This window comes from Burkholderia sp. Bp9099 (assembly GCF_003857805.1).
In the GTDB taxonomy this organism is placed as follows: domain Bacteria; phylum Pseudomonadota; class Gammaproteobacteria; order Burkholderiales; family Burkholderiaceae; genus Burkholderia.
Genome location: NZ_QTPU01000013.1, coordinates 14,743 through 33,364, shown reverse-complemented (window position 1 = coordinate 33,364; position 18,622 = coordinate 14,743). Strand labels below are relative to the sequence as shown.

The window sequence follows — 18,622 nt, the reverse complement described above, 5'->3', positions numbered from 1 at the left end:
TAAAGTCAAATATCGGTCGTGGGTCGAGCCGGCTGCCGGCGTGCCTTCGTCAGGCCGTGGCCGTGTGCGCGCTCGTGTCGGCAGCGTCGTTCGCATTCGCATGGAATGCCGGCAGCACGTCCGACGCGATCTCGGCCATCGTCTCGTCGAGCGGACGGCGGTTGCGGCGGAAATGCAGGCCGATGTGCTGCACGCCCGCGTCGCGCATCGCCGCGAGTTCCTCCGTCAGCGCGATGCGCCCGGCGCGCGCGCCGAAGCGGTGCCGCTGCAGCGGCTCGTGCGGATCGTCCGCGAGGTCGAGGTGGATGAAGCTCACGTACGGCTTGTTGCCGGCCACCGCGCGCCAGTTCGCGACCCGTTTCAGGTGATCGTCCGGCGTGCCCGGATACGCGAGGCAGCCGTCCATGTGTTCGCCGATCCAGGCGGGCGTCTGCTGCGCGAGACCCGCGACGAGCAGCGGCACCGGCGAGCGCGCGGCCGGCAGCACGTCGAGGCCCGGCGGCAGGTGAGCGCGCGCGCCGTCGCGCAGCAGCGCGATCTGGTCGCGGAAATTCGCGCCGCGCGATGCGAAGTCGCGGCCGAACAGCGGATATTCGACCGGCCGGTCGCCGCTCGCGACGCCGAGCAGCAGGCGTGAGCGGCTCAGTTCCTGGATCGTCGCGGCCGATTTCAGCGTCAGCAGCGGTTCGCGCAGCGGCAGCACGACGGCCGCCGTGCCGAGCAGGATGTCGCGCGTGATGCCGGCGAGGTAGCCGAGATACGAGAAGGTCTCGAATACCTGCGCGGCGTCGCCGAACGACGGGTCGTACACCGGCACGTCGCGCACCCAGAGCGCGCGGAAGCCGAGCGTGTCGGCCAGTTGCGCGAGTTCCGCGTGAATTTCCAGGTCGGGCACGCCGGGGCGGCGGCCGTCGTGCTGGCGCTTCGCGTCGCCGGCCGGCGACCAGTCGTTGTCGAGCGGCAGTTCGATGCCGATGCTGAAGCCGCCGGCGGTGAGCTTGTCGAGTGAGGTGGACATGATCGGGCGTCTCCGTTCAGATCGCGCGCAGGCTGCCTTCGAGCCGGTAGAAATCGAGCGACGCCGCGGTGAAGAACGAGCGCGACGTGCCGGCCGCGAAGTCGTCGATGTGCACCACGGTGGCGCGGTCGGCTTCCTGCCACGAGATCGCATAGGTCTCGCCGGCGACGTGCTGCCACGTGCAGGCGACTTCGCCCTTCGCGCCGGCGTATGCGCCTTCGGTGATTTCGTAGCGCATGCGGAGGCCGTCTTCGTCATAGGCGTTGAGCGCGGTGAGGCCCTCGTAACGGACTTCGAACGTCTTGCCGGCGAACGGCGGGCGTTGGGTCGATGCGTTCATGCTGAGTAGCTCCTGCAAAAGGTTGACGTTCAATGGGCGAGTTCGACGGGTTCGGCCGTGCGTTCGGGCAGGCCCTGGCCGCGGTCGAGGTGGCCGCTCAGCGCGGTCAGCGCGAATGCGCCGAGCGTGACGGCGGCGGCGATCCACGGCGTATGGCCGAGGCCGACGTTCGCGACGATCAGGCCGCCGAGCGACGAGCCGCCCGCGACGCCGAGGTTGAACGCGGCGATGTTGAAGCCCGATGCGACGTCGGTGGCGTCCGGCGCGAAGTGGCGCGCCTGCTTGACGACGTACACCTGCAGGCCCGGCACGTTGCCGAACGCGACCGCGCCCCACGCGAGCATCGTCAGCACCGCGAGCCACTTCACGTGCACCGTGAAGGTCAGCGCGAGCAGCACGATCGCGAGCAGCAGGAAGATCCGCTTGAGCGCCTTGACCGGGCCGACGCTGTCGGCGAGCTTGCCGCCCCACACGTTGCCGACCGCGACCGACACGCCGTAGCCGACGAGCACGAGGCTGACCTGCGACGGCGTGAAGCCGGCGATCTGTTCGAGCAGCGGTGCCATGTAGGTGAACGCGATCAGCGAGCCGCCGTAGCCGACCGCCGTCATCGCGTAGACGAGCAGCAGGCGCGGCTGGGCGAGCACGCGGAACTGGCGGGCGAGCGGCGCCGGCGGCGTTTGCGGAAGACCGCGCGGCACGAACGCCACCGCGCCGAGGAACGCGACGAGGCCGAACAGCGCGACGATCAGGAACGTCGCGCGCCAGCCGAAGTGCTGGCCGATGAAGGTGCCGAGCGGAATGCCGGCGACGAACGCGACGGTCATCCCGCTGAACATCGTCGCGATCGCGCTGGCGGCCTTGTCCTTCGGCACGAGCGTGGTCGCGATGATCGAGCCGACCGAGAAGAACACGCCGTGCGCGAGGCCGGTGAGCACGCGCGCGACGATCAGCGATTCGTAGCCCGGCGCCTGCCAGGCGACGAGGTTGCCGACGGTGAAGAGCGCCATCAGCGCGGCGAGCAGCGTCTTGCGCGGCACGCGGCCGGTGAGCGCGGTGAGGAGCGGCGCGCCGATCGCGACGCTCAGCGCGTAGAGGCTGACGAGCAGGCCGGCCGACGGCAGGCTGACGCCGAGATCGGCGCCGATCGTCGGGATCAGCCCGACGATCACGAATTCGGTCGTGCCGATGGCAAAGGCGCTGATGGTCAGCGCAAGCAGGGCGAGTGGCATGGCGGGATCCTGGTTCCAGTGAGGATGGATCGCAGTGTGCCGCCTTTACTTTTGCGGAAAAACTGGTCTATAAACCAAATTGTTTTGATTTCAGATCAACAATGAAGATCACCCTCGACGAACTCCAGGCCTTTGCCGCCGTGGTCGACACCGGTTCGATCACCGCCGCCGCCCAGCAGCTCGACCTCACCGTGTCGGCCACGAGCCGCACGCTCGCGCGGCTCGAGGAGAAGCTGAAGACCACGCTGCTGCGCCGGACCACGCGCCGGCTCGAACTGACCGAAGAGGGGCGCGCGTTCCTGCAGGAGGCGCGCGCGATCATCGAATCGGTCGAGAACGCCGAGGAGCAGATGCTCGCGCGGCGCGAGATGCCGTCGGGGCGGCTGCGCGTCGATGCCGCGACGCCGTTCATGCTGCACGTGATCGTGCCGCTCGTGCGCGGCTACCGCGAACGCTTCCCGAAGGTCGACCTGGAGCTGAACAGCAACGAAGGGATCATCGACCTGCTCGAGCGGCGCACCGACGTCGCGATCCGGATCGGCCGGCTCAAGGATTCGACCCTGCACAGCCGGCGGATCGGCAACAGCCGGCTGCGCATCCTCGCGAGCCCAGCCTATATCGAAGCGCACGGCCAGCCGCGCAAGGTCGAGGATCTCGGCAAGCACACGCTGCTCGGCTTCACGCAGCCCGAATCGCTGAACGTGTGGCCGATCCTCGGCGCGGACGGCGAGCCGAGCCGCATCGAGCCCGGTATCTGGTCGTCGAGCGGCGAGACGCTGCGGCAGCTCGCGCTAGAGGGCGCGGGCGTCGTGTGCCTGTCGGATTTCATGACCGCGCAGGATCGCGAGGCCGGGCGGCTCGTGCAGGTGCTCGCGCGGCAGACGCTCGACGTCGAGCAGCCGATCAACGCGGTGTATTACCGGAATACCGCGATTTCGTCGCGGATCGCGTCGTTCGTCGATTACATGATCGAGGTGCTGGGCGGCGGGAGCGGCGGCAGCGATGCGCCGGCGCGGTGCAAGGCGGCGTGGATGGGGACGGTGTAGCCGGGACGGCTGCGTCGTCGCCGCCGGGTGCCGTTCCCGCGCAGGACGGCTCAGGCGATTTTCTCTGGCCGAAGGTTACGGCCGGGAGGCGGGCGGTGTGCGGCGGGCGCCCCTGATGTGACCCGGCATGCCAACGGCGCTCGCGTCGCCGGCATGCCATCGTGTGCTGCGCTTCTTAAGCTTCTTACGCCTCCTCGGACCACGACATGTTGTCGCGCGCCAGCAGCGCCGACGATGCCGCCGGCCCGAACGTGCCTGCGGTGTACAGGCGCGGACGGTCGCCGAGTTGCTTCCAGCCGTTGAGTATCGGCTCGACCCACGACCAGGCGGCCTCGAGTTCGTCGCGGCGCATGAAGTGCGTGAGGCGCCCGCGGATCACGTCGATCAGCAGCCGTTCGTACGCTTCCGCGCGCCGTTCCGGAATCGCCTGCTGCAGGTCGAGGTTCAGGCTCACGGGCACCATCTTCATCCCGCTGCCCGGCTCCTTCGCGAGCATCTGCAGCTGGATCGACTCTTCCGGCTGCAGCTGGATCACGAGGCGGTTGCTGTAGTGGCGCGGGCCGGTCGGGATGATCGAGAACGGCATGTCGGCGAACTCGATCACGATTTCCGACTGGCGGCGCTGCAGCCGCTTGCCGGTGCGCAGGAAGAACGGCACGTTCGCCCAGCGCCAGTTGTTGATGTGCGCACGCAGCGCGACGAAGGTTTCCGCGTGGCTGTCCGCCGGCACGTTCTCCTCGTCGAGATAGCCCTTCACCGGCTGGCCGTCGACCGCGCCGGCCGTGTACTGGCCGCGCACGGTATCGCGCGCGACGTCCGACAGCGCCATCGGCCGCAGCGAGCGCAGCACCTTCAGCTTCTCGTCGCGCACCGCGTCCGGGTCGAGCGACACCGGCGGCTCCATCGCGACGATGCACAGCAGCTGCAGCAGGTGGTTCTGCACCATGTCGCGCAGCGCGCCGGTGTGATCGTAGAAGCCCGCGCGGCTGCCGACGCCGACCGTCTCCGCCACCGTGATCTGCACGCTGCGGATGCTCGGCGCCTGCCACAGCGGCCCGAAGATCGGGTTGCCGAAGCGCAGCACCATCAGGTTCTGCACGGTTTCCTTGCCGAGGTAATGGTCGATCCGGTAGATCTGCGATTCCGCGAAATGCTTGCCGACCGCATCGTTGATCGCCTTCGCCGACGCGAGATCGTGGCCGAGCGGCTTTTCGAGGACGACGCGCGAGCGCGCATCGACGAGGTGCGCGGCCGACAGGTTGTCGCAGATCGTCGTGAACAGCTCGGGCGACGTCGACAGGTAGAACACGCGGATCGCGTCGCTGCGCGCCGCTTCGGCGAGGCGCGCGTAGTCTTCCGGCGCGCTCACGTCGATCAGCACGTACTGGAACAGGTCGAGGAAACGGCTCCACGCGTCGGCGTCGAAGGCCTTGTCGTCGATGAACGGGCGCGATTGCTCGTCCATGAACTTGCGGTAGCCGTCGATGCCCCAGTCGCGGCGGCCGACCGCGATGATGCGCGTCTCCGGCGGCAGGTTGCAGTGCAGGTGCGCCATGTACAGCGCGGGCAACAGCTTGCGGGCGGCCAGGTCGCCGCCGCCGCCGAAGATGATCATGTCGACGGGTTGGTCGGCTTCGGTCTGGTTGGGCTTATTCGTCATGAGTGGTTCGCGGTCTGAAGCGGTGTGAGCGTGGAACGAACGGCGAGCGCCGGGCGCCGGTGGGTTGGCGCGCCAGTACGTGAAAACACTAATAGTGCACGCTTTTGATCGATTGCGGATCGGTTCCCGCGTATGTAACAGGGCTTGCATGACCTGCGTTGGTGCGATTATGATTGAGCGCTCACTCATTAAAGGAGTCGAACGTGGCCCGACCGCGCAGTCCCGACAAGCACGACGCCATCCTCGCCGCTGCCGCCCGCGCGCTCGCGGAGGACGGCGCGGGCGCGACCACCGCGCGCATCGCGCGGCTCGCCGGCGTGGCGGAAGGCACGGTGTTCACCTATTTCGAGACCAAGGATGCGCTGCTGAACGCGCTGTACCTGAGCCTGAAGGCCGGCCTGCGCGACGCGATGATGACCGGGTTTCCGGAGCACGCGCCGGCCGAACAGGCGATGCGGCATGCGTGGAACGGCTATGTGTCGTGGGGCGTCGCGAACCCGGACGGGCGGCGCGCGCTGCAGCAGCTCGGCGTGAGCGGCCGTATCGACGACACGCATCGCGCGGCCGGTACCGAAGGCTTCGGCGCGATCAGCGCGTTGCTGCGTGCGCAAGTCGCCGCGGCGGGCGGGCTGAAGACCGACGACGCGCACGCGTTCTGCGCGGCGCTGTTCACGTCGATCGCGGAAACGGCGATGGAGTCGATCGCGCGCGACCCGGCGTTGGCCGATGCGTACCGCGAGGCCGGGTTTCGCGCACTGTGGGCCGTGTTGCACGCGGTGTGAGTGGCGATCGGCGTGACGGAAAGCTGAAGACGGGTGATCGGCGGCGCCTTGGGTTCGGGCGCTGCCGCACCGACGGAAGGCGGTTTCAGGCAGGGCGACGCGCGGCGAAAACGATCGTCTCGTCGCCCATATTAATGAGTGAGTAATCATTCATTTTTGGTTTCAACTTTGTCGAGGAGTGGAAAAATGTCGAAAGTCTGGCTGGTAACGGGGGCCGCACGCGGCCTGGGGCGCTCGATCGCGGAAGCGGTGCTGGCGGCGGGCGATCGTCTGGTGGCCGGCGCGCGCGATCCCGCGCGGCTCGCGGATCTGGAAGCACGGTACGGCGACCGGCTGCTGCCGATGGAACTCGACGTGACCGACGCGGCGGCGGCGGAGCATGCGGTGGCGGCGGCCCGCGACGCGTTCGGCCGCATCGACGTGCTGGTGAACAACGCGGGCTACGGTCATACGGCACCGTTCGAGCAGATGGGTGCCGACGACTTCCGCGACCAGATCGAAACGAACCTGTTCGGCGTGGTCAACCTGACGCGCGCGGTGCTGCCGACGATGCGCGCGCAGCGCGCGGGCCACATCTTCCAGGTTTCGTCGGTCGGCGGGCGCACGGCGACGGTTGGCCTGTCCGCGTATCAGGCCGCGAAGTGGGCGGTCGGCGGGTTCAGCGACGTGCTGTCGAAGGAAGTCGCGCCGTTCGGCGTGCGCGTCTGCACGCTGGAGCCGGGCGGGATGCGCACCGAATGGGCCTCGGAGGCGAAGCGTGCGGTCGACGGCCTGCTGCCCGACTATCAGCCGTCAGTCGGGAAAATGCTCGAATTGCTCGGCGCGTACGGCGGTCACGAGGTCGGCGATCCCGCGCGGATCGCGGCGCTGATCGTCGAGCTGTCGCGTCGCGACGACGTGCCGATGCGCTTGCTGCTCGGCGGCGATGCGCTGTTCGTGTGCGAGCAGGCGGAAGCGCAGCGCGCAGAGGAGGCGGCGCGGTGGCGCGATACGACGCTGTCGACGATGTTCCCGGACGCGAAGCTGCCGGATGGGCTGCAGGCGTTGAAGCAGGTCGGGTAAGCGCGGGAGCCGGGGCAGCGCGGGTTCGCGCGAGCGTCGCGCCGTGTCGTCGATTGCCGATTGCCGATTGCAGATGCAGATGCAGATGCCGACGCCGACGCCGACGCCGACGCCGACGCCGACGCCGACGCCGACGCCAATTGCGCGCGGCGACCCGAGGAAGACCGGGCGCATGCACGCCCCGGTCTTCGACGGCGATCGCCGTTGCCGGCGGTCCTCAGCGCCCCAGCGCGTAGAACTCCGCGTTCGGCCGCATGTTCGTCACGTTCGCGATGCGGTTCGACATCCCGAAGAACGCCGAAATCGCCGCGATGTCCCACGCGTCCTCTTCGGTGAAGCCATGCGACTTCAGCGTGTCGAAGTCCGCTTCGCCCACCTGGTGTGCAGTCTGCGAAACCTTCATCGCGAAGTCGAGCATCGCCTTCTGTCGAGCGGTGATGTCGGCCTTGCGGTAGTTGGTCGCGACCTGGTCGGCGATCAGCGGATCCTTCGCGCGGATGCGCAGGATCGCGCCGTGCGCGATCACGCAGTACTGGCACTGGTTCACGCTGCTGGTGGCCACGACGATCATTTCGCGTTCGGCCTTGGTGAGGTTGCCCGGCTTGTCCATCAGCGCGTCGTGATACGCGATGAACGCGCGAAACTCGTCCGGGCGATGCGCGAGCGTGAGGAACACGTTCGGGATGAAGCCCGACTTTTCCTGGACGGCCGCGATGCGTTCGCGAATGTCGTCGGGCAGGTCTTCGAGCGCGGGCACCGGAAAGCGGCTGACGGGCGCGTGGTCTGCAGCGGTCATGAGGTCTCCTGGATAAAGCGGCACGGGCGAACGCGATGCGCGCGCCACCGGCCGGGTATGAAACGATGCGTCGCCGTCGCCGTCGCCGTCGCCGTCGCCGTCGCCGTCGCCGGCGTCATGCGTTGACGTCCACGACGATGCGGCCGCGCACCTTGCCGCCGATCAGGTCCTCGGCGAGCGGGATGACATTTGCGAGGCCGACCTGATGGCTGATGGTGCCCAGTTTCTCGACGTCGAGATCGGACGCGAGCCTGCGCCATGCTTCCAGACGCTCGGCGCGCGGGCACATCACGCTGTCGATGCCGACGAGCGTCACGCCGCGCAGGATGAACGGCGCGACGGTCGCGGGGAAGTCCATGCCGGCGGCCAGGCCGCAGGCCGTCACCACGCCACGGTAGCGCGTGGTCGCGCACACGTTGGCGAGCACATGGCTGCCGGCGACGTCGACCGCGCCGGCCCAGCGTTCCTTGCCGAGCGGCTTGCCGGGTGCGCCGAACTGCGAACGGTCGAGGATCTCAACCGCGCCGAGCTGGCGCAGATAGTCGGCATCGGCCGGGCGGCCGGTCACGGCGACGACGCGATACCCGAGCCGCGCGAGGAGGGCGGTGGCGACGCTGCCGACGCCGCCGGCCGCGCCGGTCACCACGATCTCGCCATCGTCCGGGCGCACGCCATGCCGTTCCAGCGCCATCACGCACAGCATCGCGGTGTAGCCGGCCGTGCCGATGGCCATCGCCTGTTGCGGCGAAAACGCGGACGGCAGCGGCACCAGCCAGTCGCCGTCGACGCGCGCCTTCTGCGCGAGGCCGCCCCAATGCGTTTCGCCGACGCCCCAGCCGTTCAGCACGACGCGGTCGCCTGCCCGGTAGTCCGGGTGCGTGCTGTGTTCGACCTCGCCGACGAGGTCGATGCCCGGCACCATCGGAAATTTGCGGACCACCGGGCTCTTGCCGGTGATCGCGAGCCCGTCCTTGTAGTTCAACGTCGAATAGCCGACCCGGATCGTCACGTTGCCCGCAGGCAGCTGCGCGTCGTCCAGCGTCTGCAGCCGCGCGTGCTGGCCGGTCTCGTCCTTGTCGATCACGATGCCCTGGAACATCCGTCCTCCTTTCTAGACCGATCGTCTAGTTAATGGCAAAAAAACTCAGCGGCGAGGCAATCCATCGAAGAAAAACTGTGCGAACAGTGCGAGCGGCACGTCGCTGCGTTCGAGTTTCGCGCGCAGCACGGCGCCTTCCCAGCCGATCCAGAAGAACGCGGCCAGCTCGGCGGGATCGGCCGAGGCCGCCAGTTCGCCGGCTTGCTGTGCCGCGACCAGGCAGTCGGCCAGACGGCGCTGCCAATCCTCGAACGTCTCACGCAGGCGCGCGCGGAAACGCTCGGGCAGCGCGCCCATTTCCTGGCCGAGGTTGCCGATCAGGCAGCCTCGGCTGTATTCGTAGCGGGCCATGCCGTCGCGCGCATCGTCGACGAACGCGCGCACGCGCGCCAGCGGCGTTGCTTCAGTCTCGCTGAAATGACGGTCCAGCTTGCGCGCGAAGAACTCGGCGTAGCGATCGATCAGCTCGAGGCCGAACGCCTCCTTGCTGTCGAAGTAGTGATAGAACGAGCCTTTCGGCACGCCGGCGCGCCCGAGGATCTCGTCGAGCCCGGTGGCGGAAAAGCCCTTTTCGGTGAGCACCTCCAGCCCGGTGCGCAACAGCATGTCACGTGTCGCGACGAGGTCTTCGTGCTGCTTCGGTGGCCTGCCGCGGCGGCGCGGCGGATCGGTTCGAACGTCCATGGGCGAATAATAGACCGTTCGTCTCAAAAATCAATAGCGGGCGTGTCGATCGCGCCGGGCGAACGCGTGCCGACGACCTTTGCCCGCGTTAACCCTGATTAATAAAGCTTATCGCGGTGAAAAATTCCGCATCTTATTGAACCGATATCGGCTCGCTATAGTGGCTCGCTTTCCCGCACGCACCGTTTGCGTGCGGCTGACACGCTGACGATCAGCAGGAGCCGCTTGATGACCACCGACGCCCGATTCACCGAAATCGAGGATCTGATGCCCGCCGCCGGCGGGCTGCGTGAGATCCGCCATCACATTCACCGCCACCCGGAACTCGCGTACGAGGAGCACGAAACGGCGGCGCTCGTCGCGGACAAGCTCGAGCAGTGGGGCTGGCAGGTAACGCGCGGGGTCGGCAAGACGGGCGTGGTCGGCACGCTGCGCGCGGGCGACGGCACGCGCAGCATCGGCATCCGCGCCGACATGGACGCGCTGCCGATCCTCGAGGCGACCGGCCTGCCGTATGCGAGCGGCACGCACGGCAAGATGCACGCGTGCGGCCACGACGGCCACACGACGATGCTGCTCGGTGCCGCGCAGCACCTCGCGAAGACGCGCAATTTCTCCGGCACCGTGCACCTGTATTTCCAGCCGGCGGAAGAGCACGGCGTCGACAGCGGCGCGAAGAAGATGATCGACGACGGCCTGTTCGAGCGCTTTCCGTGCGATGCGGTGTTCGGCATGCACAACCATCCGGGCGCGGCACCCGGCGTGTTCCTCACGCGGCGCGGCCCGTTCATGTCGGCCGGCGACAAGGCGATCATCTCGATCGAGGGCGTCGGCGGCCACGCGGCGCGGCCGCACCTGACGGTCGATCCGGTGGTCGTCGCGGCCAGCATCGTGATGGCGCTGCAGACGATCGTCGCGCGCAACGTCGACCCGTCGCAGCCGGCGGTCGTCACGGTCGGCTCGATGCACGCGGGCACCGCGAACAACGTGATCCCGAACGGCGCGCGTCTCGAACTCAGCGTGCGTTCGTTCAGCCCCGACGTGCGCGCGCTGCTCAAGCGCCGCATCGTCGAGCTCGCCGAGTCGCAGGCCGCGAGCTATGGCGCGACCGCGCACGTCGAGTACATCGAAGGCTATCCGGTCGTCGTCAATACGGATGCCGAAACGGATTTCGCCGCGCAGGTCGCGCGCGAACTGGTCGGCGACGCGCATGTGGTCGAGCAGGCCGACCTGCTGATGGGCAGCGAGGATTTCGCGTTCATGCTGCAGCAGCGGCCCGGCTCGTTCGTGCGGCTCGGCAACGGCGAAGGCGAGGACGGCTGCATGGTGCACAACCCGAAGTACGACTTCAACGATCGCAACCTGCCGATCGGCGCGGCGTTCTGGACGCGCCTCGTGGAGCGTTACCTCGGGCAGTAACCCCGGCGGCGACACGCGACGAGCGGCCGGCGCTTCCGGCCGCATTGAGAGGAGAGACGAACGATGCAGAAAGACCATCTCGCGCTGCACCCCGCGTCGACGGGCGCCGCCGCAACCGATGCGCATGGCGCGCCGGCCGTCACGAAGCGCGGCGCGATCGCGGCGGCCGTGATCGGCAACTGGCTGGAGTTCTTCGATTTCACCGTGTACGGCTTTTTCGCGGTGCTGATCGGCAAGCTGTTCTTCCCGTCGAGCGATCCGACCACGTCGCTGCTGCTGTCGGTCGCGACGTTCGCCGCCGGTTTCTTCACGCGGCCGCTCGGCAGCGTCGTGCTCGGCGTCTATGCGGACCGCAAGGGCCGCAAGGCCGCGCTGAACCTGACCATCATGCTGATGGCGCTCGGCACCGGCCTGATCGCGATCGCGCCGACCTACGCGCAGGTCGGCGTAGCCGCGCCGCTGCTGGTGGTCTTCGCGCGGCTGATGCAGGGCTTCTCGCAGGGCGGCGAGTTCGGCGCGGCGACGTCCACGCTGATCGAGCAGGGCGGCACGTCGCATCGCGCGTTCCGCGCGAGCTGGCAGCTCGCGACGCAGGGCGGCGCGGCGCTGATGGGTTCGGGCTTCGCGGCGCTGCTGTCGAACACGCTGACGAAGGACGCGCTCGAGGGCTGGGGCTGGCGCCTGCCGTTCCTCGTGGGCGTGCTGATCGCGCCGGTGGGCATGTACTTGCGGCGCCGGCTCGCGGACGATGCGCCCGGCGACAACCATCACGGGATCGAACGCGGCGTGCTGCGCGAACTGTTCTCGCAGCACACGCGCACGGTGCTGCTGCTGATGCTGACGGTGATGGGCGGCACGGTGTCGACCTACATCCTGACCTTCTACATGCCGACCTATGCGATCCACACGCTCGGGCTGCCGATGAAGCTGTCGATGTTCGTCGGCGTCGCGTCGGGCTGCGTGATGCTGGTGACGTGTCCGCTGTTCGGCTGGCTGTCGGACCGCCTCGGCAGCCGGCGCCTGCCGATCTTCGTCGGGCGCGGCGTGCTGGTGCTGCTGCTGTTCCCGGCGTTCTGGCTGATGAACCATCATCCGACGCTGTCGGTGATCCTGCCGCTGACCGCGCTGATGCTGCTGTTCTATTCGCTCGGGTCGGCTTCCGAAATGGCGCTGATGTGCGAATCGCTGCCGCGCCACGTACGCGCGACGGGCATTTCGATCGCATATGCGCTCGCGGTGACGATCTTCGGCGGCACCGCGCAGCTGATCGCGACCTGGCTGGTGAAGACGACGGGCAGCAAGCTCGCGCCGGCCGGCTATGTGGCCGCGTGCGTGGTGCTGTCGCTGATCGCGGTCGCGATGCTGCGCGAGACGGCGCGCGAGTCGATGGACTGATGCGGGATGCCGCTGTCCGAAGCGACGCGGTGCAATTTCGTTCTCGTCAAATTGACGGGGCTGTGCCGCATCCTTAAATTGGGCGATGCGGAGGGAGCTCCGCGTTCCGAGAGAAGGACGTTGCAAGCAGAGTCTGAGGGTTGAGCGGGCGGCTTATGCCGCCCGTCTTTATATCCGCGCTATCCGCGTTTATATGCGCGAATGACCGTGTTGCCGATCCGGCGGGCGAAGTCACCGCTCACCCGCGCCGCGCGACCAGTTCCGACACCGTCTGCGCGGCCTGCTGCAGCGGCCCGAGAAACTCCCTCACCATCTGCTTCGCGGTGTGCCGCTGCGCGTTGCCGCTGATGTTCATCGCGGCGATCACCTGTCCGCGCCGGTTGCGGATCGGCGCGGAGATCGACATCAAGCCCACTTCGAGTTCCTGGTCGACCACGGCCCAGCCTTGCTGGCGCACCTGTGCGATCGTCGCCTTCAGTTCGCCGATGTCGGTGATCGTGCGCGGCGTATGCGCGCGGATGCCGCTCTGCGCGAGCGTTTCGTCGAGCGCCGCGTCGTCGAGCGCGGACAGCAGCACGCGGCCCATCGACGTGCAGTACGCGGGCAGACGGCTGCCGATCGACAGGTTGATCGTCATGATCTTGCGGGTCGGCACGCGCAGCACGTAGACGATCTCGGTGCGGTCGAGCACGGCGGCCGAGCAGCTTTCGTGGATCTGCGCGGACAACTGCTCCATCACCGGATCGGCGAGATTCCAGAACGGCATCGACGTGAGATACGCGAAGCCGAGCTCGAGGATCTTCGGCGTGAGCCGGAACAGCCGGCCGTCGGCCTCGACGTAGCCGAGCGTCTGCAGCGTCAGCAGGATCCGGCGTGCGCCGGCGCGCGTGAGCCCGGTGGACGAGGCGACCTCGGTGAGCGTCTGCTCCGGGCGCTGGGCGTCGAATGCGCGGATCACCGCGAGGCCGCGCGCGAACGACTGCACATAGGAGTCGCCCGGTTTCGTCTGGATGTCTTCGGTTGTCATGAACGGTCGGATTGTCGTGCAGCCGAGAAGATAGCGCATGGGGCCTGACACGCCAACCGCACGGCGGACCGGGCGCTTGACAGGTCGTCCCCGCACTCCCTATGATGCGTTGAACGTTCGATACACGATCTTATGTTCGTATATAGAACATTTAAGCGCATCCCGGCGGGCAAAGCAAGGGGCGCGTTTCACTCACTTCCCAGCTTGCATGAGACCGGAGACACTGATGACCGAAGCTTTTCTGTGTGATGCGATTCGTACCCCGATCGGCCGCTACGGCGGCGCGCTGTCCGGCGTGCGCGCCGACGACCTCGGCGCGGTGCCGCTCAAGGCGCTCGTCGAGCGCAACCGCGACGTCGACTGGACGGCGATCGACGACGTGATCTACGGCTGCGCGAACCAGGCCGGCGAGGACAACCGCAACGTCGCGCGCATGTCTGCGCTGCTCGCGGGTTTGCCGGAGGGCGTGCCGGGTTCGACGATCAACCGCCTGTGCGGTTCCGGGATGGACGCGGTCGGCGTGGCCGCGCGCGCGATCAAGTCGGGCGAGGCCGCGCTGATGGTGGCCGGCGGCGTCGAAAGCATGACGCGCGCGCCGTTCGTGATGGGCAAGGCCGCCAGCGCGTTCGCGCGCCAGGCCGACATCTACGACACGACGATCGGCTGGCGCTTCGTCAATCCGCTGATGAAACAGCTGCATGGCGTCGATTCGATGCCGGAGACGGCCGAAAACGTCGCTGTCGACTACAACGTCAGCCGCGCCGATCAGGACCTGTTCGCGCTGCGCAGCCAGCAGAAGGCCGCGCGTGCGCAGCAGGACGGCACGCTCGCCGAGGAAATCGTGTCGGTCACGATTCCGCAGAAGAAGGGCGATCCGGTCGTCTTTGCGCGTGACGAGCATCCGCGCGAAACGTCGCTCGAGACACTCGCGAAGCTGAAGGGCGTCGTGCGCCCGGACGGCTCGGTGACGGCCGGCAACGCGTCGGGCGTCAACGACGGCGCCGCCGCGCTGCTGCTCGCGAACGCGGAAGCCGCGAAGCGCTTCGGCCTGACGCCGCGTGCGCGCGTGCTCGGTATCGCGACGGCTGGCGTCGCGCCGCGCGTGATGGGCATCGGCCCGGCGCCGGCCACGCAGAAGCTGCTCGCGCGGCTCGGGATGACGATCGATCAGTTCGACGTGATCGAGCTGAACGAGGCGTTCGCGTCGCAGGGTCTCGCGGTGCTGCGCATGCTCGGCGTCGCCGACGACGATCCGCGCGTGAACCCGAACGGCGGCGCGATCGCGCTCGGCCATCCGCTCGGCGCGTCGGGTGCGCGTCTCGTGACGACCGCGATGTACCAGCTGCATCGCACCAACGGCCGCTTCGCACTGTGCACGATGTGCATCGGCGTCGGCCAGGGTATCGCGATCGCGATCGAGCGCGTCTGATCGCGCGATGCGGCGAAGCGCGCGGAATGCGCGCCGCTTGGCCGTACCTTTCCGGACGATGTGGCCGGCACGAGAAGATCGTCGTGTCGGCCACATCGTCATTCAGCCTCGTGATAGCCGCGCGATGCGCGCCGCGAGCGCGTCGATCTCGGTATCCGCGAACACCTCGATGCCATGCTGGCGCAGCAACGCCGCCGTCACACCGGCGCCGGCATGCCGCCGGCCCGCAAAACTCCCGTCGTAAATGAAGCTGCTTCCGCACGACGGACTTCCGTCCGCCAGGATCGCGAAGCGGCAGTCGTGCGCGCGTGCCAGCGCGAGCGCGGTGTGCGCGCCGTCGACGAACGGGGCCGTCACGTCGGTGCCGTGCACGTCGACGATGCGCGCGGCACCCGACAGCACGCGTTGCCCCGATTCGCCTGCCGCGATCTCGGCGGGCGGACGCGGCACGCTCAATCCGCCTGCCAGTTCCGGACACACGGGCACCAGGCGCCCTTCACGCCGCCATCGTGCGAGCGTTTCATGCGCGGCGGTCCTCGCCGAGCCGTTGTAACGGACGGGGTGGCCGAGCACGCACATGCTGACGAGGATCTTCGGCGTGACCGGCGGCTGCGGCGGGTTCTGCAATGTCGTTCTCCGTGCGGGTGTTGTCGGGCGAGCGGAAATGCTGCGCGCAGGTGGCGTTCGCGCGCGTCAGGCCGTCGGCGCTTCCAGATGGATGTCCTCCGGCTCGAGCGCGTACAACGCCGGGTCGGGCGATGCGCTGACGGTGAAACCGAGGCGCAGGTAGAAGTCGATCGTGCGCTGCGACGGCGTCGCGGACACGTAGAGCCGTGCGGCGCCCATCGTCCGTGCCTGCGCGCGGGCCGCGCGATAGAGATGCTCGCCGAGCCCGCAACCGCGCCAGTCCTGACTCACGTGCAGGAACTTCAGCTGCAGCATGTCGCGTCGCGGGCCGAGCGGATCGGCGTCCACGATGACCGCCGCGACCAGCCGTGCGCCGTCGAACATGCCGAGACACCAGCCGCCGCGATCGTGACAGTCGAGCAGGATCGGCGTGTAATGCTCGGCTTCGCCGTCGGGCCAGCCGCGCACGTCGTAGAAGTCGGGGACGAGCTGCAGTTCGCCGTCGCGCAGCGCGTACAGATGATGGATGATCTCGCGCCGGTCGATGGTCCAGACGAGCGGCAGTTCGTCGCGGGTGAGCAGGCGTGCCGAGAGTGCGTCGCGTTCGGTGGAGGTGCGGCGTGTCATGCGGTGGTCCGGTGTGCAGCGCGTTGCGTGTGGTCGGGTGGGGGCGGCCGCGTGCCTGCTGCGGCGCCGCGCATGTTGTGCATGTCGTGCGTTTGCGGAACGCGCATCGTGTCGCGATCGCGGAAAAGCGCGGCCTGATCGTGTCTATCGCCGTCATGCGCAGGCCGTGCCGTATTCCGGGGCGGCCGATTCAATTGCAGCCGGGATTTTTTCATCGAGTTCAAATGCCGGTCGAATGGAGCAGATCAGGCAGAGTCGTTTCGCTGCGCGCAACGGCTGCGCAGATTGGCTCGTTGCGCGGGGTTATTCCATAAAGCATCGGTTCACTTTCGCAAAGCGTCGGATGTGATTATCGCCGGATGACTTGATCGAAATCATGCAGATGACCGAATTCGATCTTTCATGCGCTTCCGGATTAAGGTTTTTCCGGAGGGTGCCGACAGCAAGGACGAGACCGTCGTAAAGCGATAAACCGTTTTTCGGCTACTGAGCGTGATTTTCGCGCTGCGCGGATCCTGCAGCCGGATCCGCCTTTCGGAGCCCTGCATGCGCAACAACCAGCCTGTCACCCAACAAGAATTCGAATTTCCCGACGACGTCACGCTGATGTCGACCACCGATGCGGACAGCATCATCACATACGCGAATACGACGTTCGCGTATGTGAGCGGCTTCTCGACCGACGAACTCGTCGGCGAGCCGCACAACGTCGTGCGGCACCCGGACATGCCGAAAGAGGCGTTCGCCGACATGTGGGCGACGCTGAAGAACGGCGAACCGTGGACGGCGCTCGTGAAGAACCGCCGCAGGAACGGCGATCACTACTGGGTGCGCGCGAACGCCGTGCCGGTGATGCGCAACGGGCAGCCGACGGGCTACATGTCGGTGCGCACCAGCGCGCCGCGCGACGAGATCGCGGCGGCCGACGCGCTGTACCGCGCGTTCCGCGAAGGCAAGGCCGGCAATCGCCGTTTCCACAAGGGGCTGATCGTCCGTACCGGGCTGATGCGTGTCGCGTCGCTGTTCCAGACGATGTCGGTGCGCGCGCGCGTTCATTCGACCCTGTGCGTGCTGGCGCCGGCCGTCGTCGGCGCGGGGTGGGCGTGCGGGCTGACCGGCGGCGGGCTCGCGGCGTTTGCCGGTGCGGCGGTCGGTGTGGCGGTGGCGGCCGGCCTGTGGCTCGACGCGCAGATCGTGCGTCCGCTGATTCAGTTGCGCGACCAGGCGTTGCGCGTCGCGACCGGCGCAAGCCGCCGCGGCGTGCGGATGAACCGCGTCGACGAGATCGGCATGACGTTGCGTACGATCAACCAGCTCGGGCTGATGTTCCGCTGGCTCGTCGACGACGTCAGCGAGCAGGTGCACAACGTGCAACGCGCGAGCAACGAGATCGCCCAGGGCAACAACGACCTGAGCGCGCGCACCGAACAGGCCGCGTCGAGCGTGCAGGAGACCGCCGCGTCGATGGCCGAGATGACGGCCACCGTCGACAGCAATGCGGAGACCGCGATGCAGGCGAACCGGCTCGCCGTGTCCGCGAGCGAGGCGGCCGAGCGCGGCGGGCAGGCGGTGAGCGAAGTCGTCACGACGATGAACGACATTACCGACAGCTCGCGCAGGATCGCCGACATCATCGGCGTGATCGACGGCATCGCGTTCCAGACCAACATCCTCGCGCTGAACGCGGCGGTCGAGGCGGCGCGCGCGGGCGAACAGGGGCGCGGTTTCGCGGTGGTCGCCGGCGAGGTACGGGCGCTCGCGCAGCGCAGCGCGAACGCGGCGAAGGAAATCAAGACACTGATCGGCGCGAGTGTCGAGCGGGTCGAGTCGGGGGCGCGGCGGGTCGACGATGCAGGCAGGACGATGGAGGACATCGTCACGCAGGTGAAGCGAGTGTCGGATCTGATCGCGGAAATCAGCTCGTCGACGGCCGAGCAGAGCACCGGGGTTGCGCAGGTTGATCAGGCGGTCGTGCATCTGGACAACATCACGCAGCAGAACGCGGCGCTGGTCGAGCAGAGCGCGGCGGCGTCGGAAAGCCTGAAGCAGCAGGCGACGCGGCTCGTGGACGCGGTGAACGTGTTTCGGTGATCGTCGGGGGCGCGCTCCCGCCACTGCGAGGCAACGCGAAGCAAATCGGGGCAAGGCGGCGAAATCCCCGATTTTCGTTTCGATTTACATGAATTAAACGAGAGAGATTCGCATTCTCGATTCCAGATCGATTCGTGAATCCCGTCGGAACAAGCGCCGGAATGGTCAGATGATTGATGGCGCAAGTATTTGATAAAGCTGGATTTTATTTACATATAAACAAAATGTTCGGCTGGATCAAGATGATGCGAAATTCATGCATATTTACCCGAAGCCGGCATAATGTTT

The 18,622-nt window shown here is 67.6% G+C and carries 17 protein-coding genes; 7 read left to right on the top strand and 10 right to left on the bottom strand.

Annotated features, from left to right (window positions below):
* Positions 1–49: 49 nt before the first annotated feature.
* Genes DIE17_RS16470 through DIE17_RS16460 form a run of 3 tightly spaced genes read right to left on the bottom strand, consistent with a single transcriptional unit; the run spans position 50 to position 2,590 of the window.
* The gene (locus DIE17_RS16470; protein WP_124530120.1) at positions 50–1,018 is read right to left on the bottom strand and encodes an LLM class oxidoreductase; all 969 of its coding nucleotides are present in this window, start codon (positions 1,016–1,018) and stop codon (positions 50–52) included.
* Between the two features lie 16 nt (positions 1,019–1,034).
* Positions 1,035–1,358, bottom strand: coding sequence for a MoaF-related domain-containing protein (locus DIE17_RS16465; protein WP_124486136.1), 324 nt, complete (start codon positions 1,356–1,358; stop codon positions 1,035–1,037).
* 29 nt (positions 1,359–1,387) lie between these two features.
* The gene (locus DIE17_RS16460; RefSeq protein WP_124921125.1) at positions 1,388–2,590 is read right to left on the bottom strand and encodes an MFS transporter; all 1,203 of its coding nucleotides are present in this window, start codon (positions 2,588–2,590) and stop codon (positions 1,388–1,390) included.
* Positions 2,591–2,691: 101 nt separating this feature from the next.
* On the opposite strand from DIE17_RS16460, the gene DIE17_RS16455 reads away from it, so the two are divergent.
* Positions 2,692–3,636: a LysR family transcriptional regulator gene (locus DIE17_RS16455; protein WP_124921124.1), complete on the top strand. Its 945-nt coding sequence runs from the start codon at positions 2,692–2,694 to the stop codon at positions 3,634–3,636.
* A gap of 184 nt (positions 3,637–3,820) precedes the next feature.
* Here the strand turns inward: DIE17_RS16455 and zwf are convergent, their stop codons facing one another.
* Positions 3,821–5,296 carry a glucose-6-phosphate dehydrogenase gene (zwf, locus tag DIE17_RS16450; RefSeq protein ID WP_124530123.1) on the bottom strand — a complete coding sequence of 492 codons (1,476 nt, stop codon included), beginning with the start codon at positions 5,294–5,296 and terminating at the stop codon, positions 3,821–3,823.
* A gap of 203 nt (positions 5,297–5,499) precedes the next feature.
* On the opposite strand from zwf, the gene DIE17_RS16445 reads away from it, so the two are divergent.
* Both DIE17_RS16445 and DIE17_RS16440 read left to right on the top strand, forming a co-directional pair.
* Positions 5,500–6,078 carry a TetR/AcrR family transcriptional regulator gene (locus DIE17_RS16445; RefSeq protein ID WP_124486140.1) on the top strand — a complete coding sequence of 193 codons (579 nt, stop codon included), beginning with the start codon at positions 5,500–5,502 and terminating at the stop codon, positions 6,076–6,078.
* A gap of 186 nt (positions 6,079–6,264) precedes the next feature.
* Positions 6,265–7,140 (top strand): SDR family NAD(P)-dependent oxidoreductase, encoded by an 876-nt coding sequence (locus DIE17_RS16440; protein WP_124486141.1) that lies wholly within the window; start codon positions 6,265–6,267, stop codon positions 7,138–7,140.
* A 217-nt stretch (positions 7,141–7,357) separates the two neighbouring features.
* Here DIE17_RS16440 and DIE17_RS16430 read toward each other — a convergent pair whose 3' ends face one another.
* The 3 genes from DIE17_RS16430 to DIE17_RS16420 form a co-directional block, all read right to left on the bottom strand.
* The gene (locus DIE17_RS16430) at positions 7,358–7,936 is read right to left on the bottom strand and encodes a peroxidase-related enzyme (protein WP_044845836.1); all 579 of its coding nucleotides are present in this window, start codon (positions 7,934–7,936) and stop codon (positions 7,358–7,360) included.
* A 115-nt stretch (positions 7,937–8,051) separates the two neighbouring features.
* Positions 8,052–9,035 carry an MDR family oxidoreductase gene (locus DIE17_RS16425; RefSeq protein ID WP_124486143.1) on the bottom strand — a complete coding sequence of 328 codons (984 nt, stop codon included), beginning with the start codon at positions 9,033–9,035 and terminating at the stop codon, positions 8,052–8,054.
* Between the two features lie 45 nt (positions 9,036–9,080).
* Positions 9,081–9,719 (bottom strand): TetR/AcrR family transcriptional regulator, encoded by a 639-nt coding sequence (locus DIE17_RS16420; protein ID WP_124530125.1) that lies wholly within the window; start codon positions 9,717–9,719, stop codon positions 9,081–9,083.
* Between the two features lie 228 nt (positions 9,720–9,947).
* Between DIE17_RS16420 and DIE17_RS16415 the strand changes: the two genes are divergently transcribed.
* Together DIE17_RS16415 and DIE17_RS16410 are read left to right on the top strand one after the other, a co-directional pair.
* Entirely contained in the window at positions 9,948–11,138 is a 1,191-nt protein-coding gene (locus DIE17_RS16415; RefSeq protein ID WP_044845779.1) for a M20 aminoacylase family protein, read from the top strand.
* Between the two features lie 63 nt (positions 11,139–11,201).
* A complete protein-coding gene (locus tag DIE17_RS16410) occupies positions 11,202–12,533 on the top strand; it encodes an MFS transporter (protein ID WP_044845778.1) in 1,332 nt (443 codons plus the stop codon).
* Between the two features lie 238 nt (positions 12,534–12,771).
* Here DIE17_RS16410 and DIE17_RS16405 read toward each other — a convergent pair whose 3' ends face one another.
* Entirely contained in the window at positions 12,772–13,560 is a 789-nt protein-coding gene (locus tag DIE17_RS16405) for an IclR family transcriptional regulator (protein WP_185733741.1), read from the bottom strand.
* A 226-nt stretch (positions 13,561–13,786) separates the two neighbouring features.
* Between DIE17_RS16405 and pcaF the strand changes: the two genes are divergently transcribed.
* Entirely contained in the window at positions 13,787–14,989 is a 1,203-nt protein-coding gene (gene pcaF, locus DIE17_RS16400; protein WP_124486146.1) for a 3-oxoadipyl-CoA thiolase, read from the top strand.
* 102 nt (positions 14,990–15,091) lie between these two features.
* Here pcaF and DIE17_RS16395 read toward each other — a convergent pair whose 3' ends face one another.
* Together DIE17_RS16395 and DIE17_RS16390 are read right to left on the bottom strand one after the other, a co-directional pair.
* Entirely contained in the window at positions 15,092–15,568 is a 477-nt protein-coding gene (locus tag DIE17_RS16395; RefSeq protein ID WP_409362693.1) for a DUF523 domain-containing protein, read from the bottom strand.
* A gap of 114 nt (positions 15,569–15,682) precedes the next feature.
* Positions 15,683–16,243 carry a GNAT family N-acetyltransferase gene (locus DIE17_RS16390; RefSeq protein WP_124921121.1) on the bottom strand — a complete coding sequence of 187 codons (561 nt, stop codon included), beginning with the start codon at positions 16,241–16,243 and terminating at the stop codon, positions 15,683–15,685.
* 546 nt (positions 16,244–16,789) lie between these two features.
* On the opposite strand from DIE17_RS16390, the gene DIE17_RS16385 reads away from it, so the two are divergent.
* Positions 16,790–18,334, top strand: coding sequence for a PAS domain-containing methyl-accepting chemotaxis protein (locus DIE17_RS16385; protein ID WP_124921120.1), 1,545 nt, complete (start codon positions 16,790–16,792; stop codon positions 18,332–18,334).
* Positions 18,335–18,622: the final 288 nt, after the last annotated feature.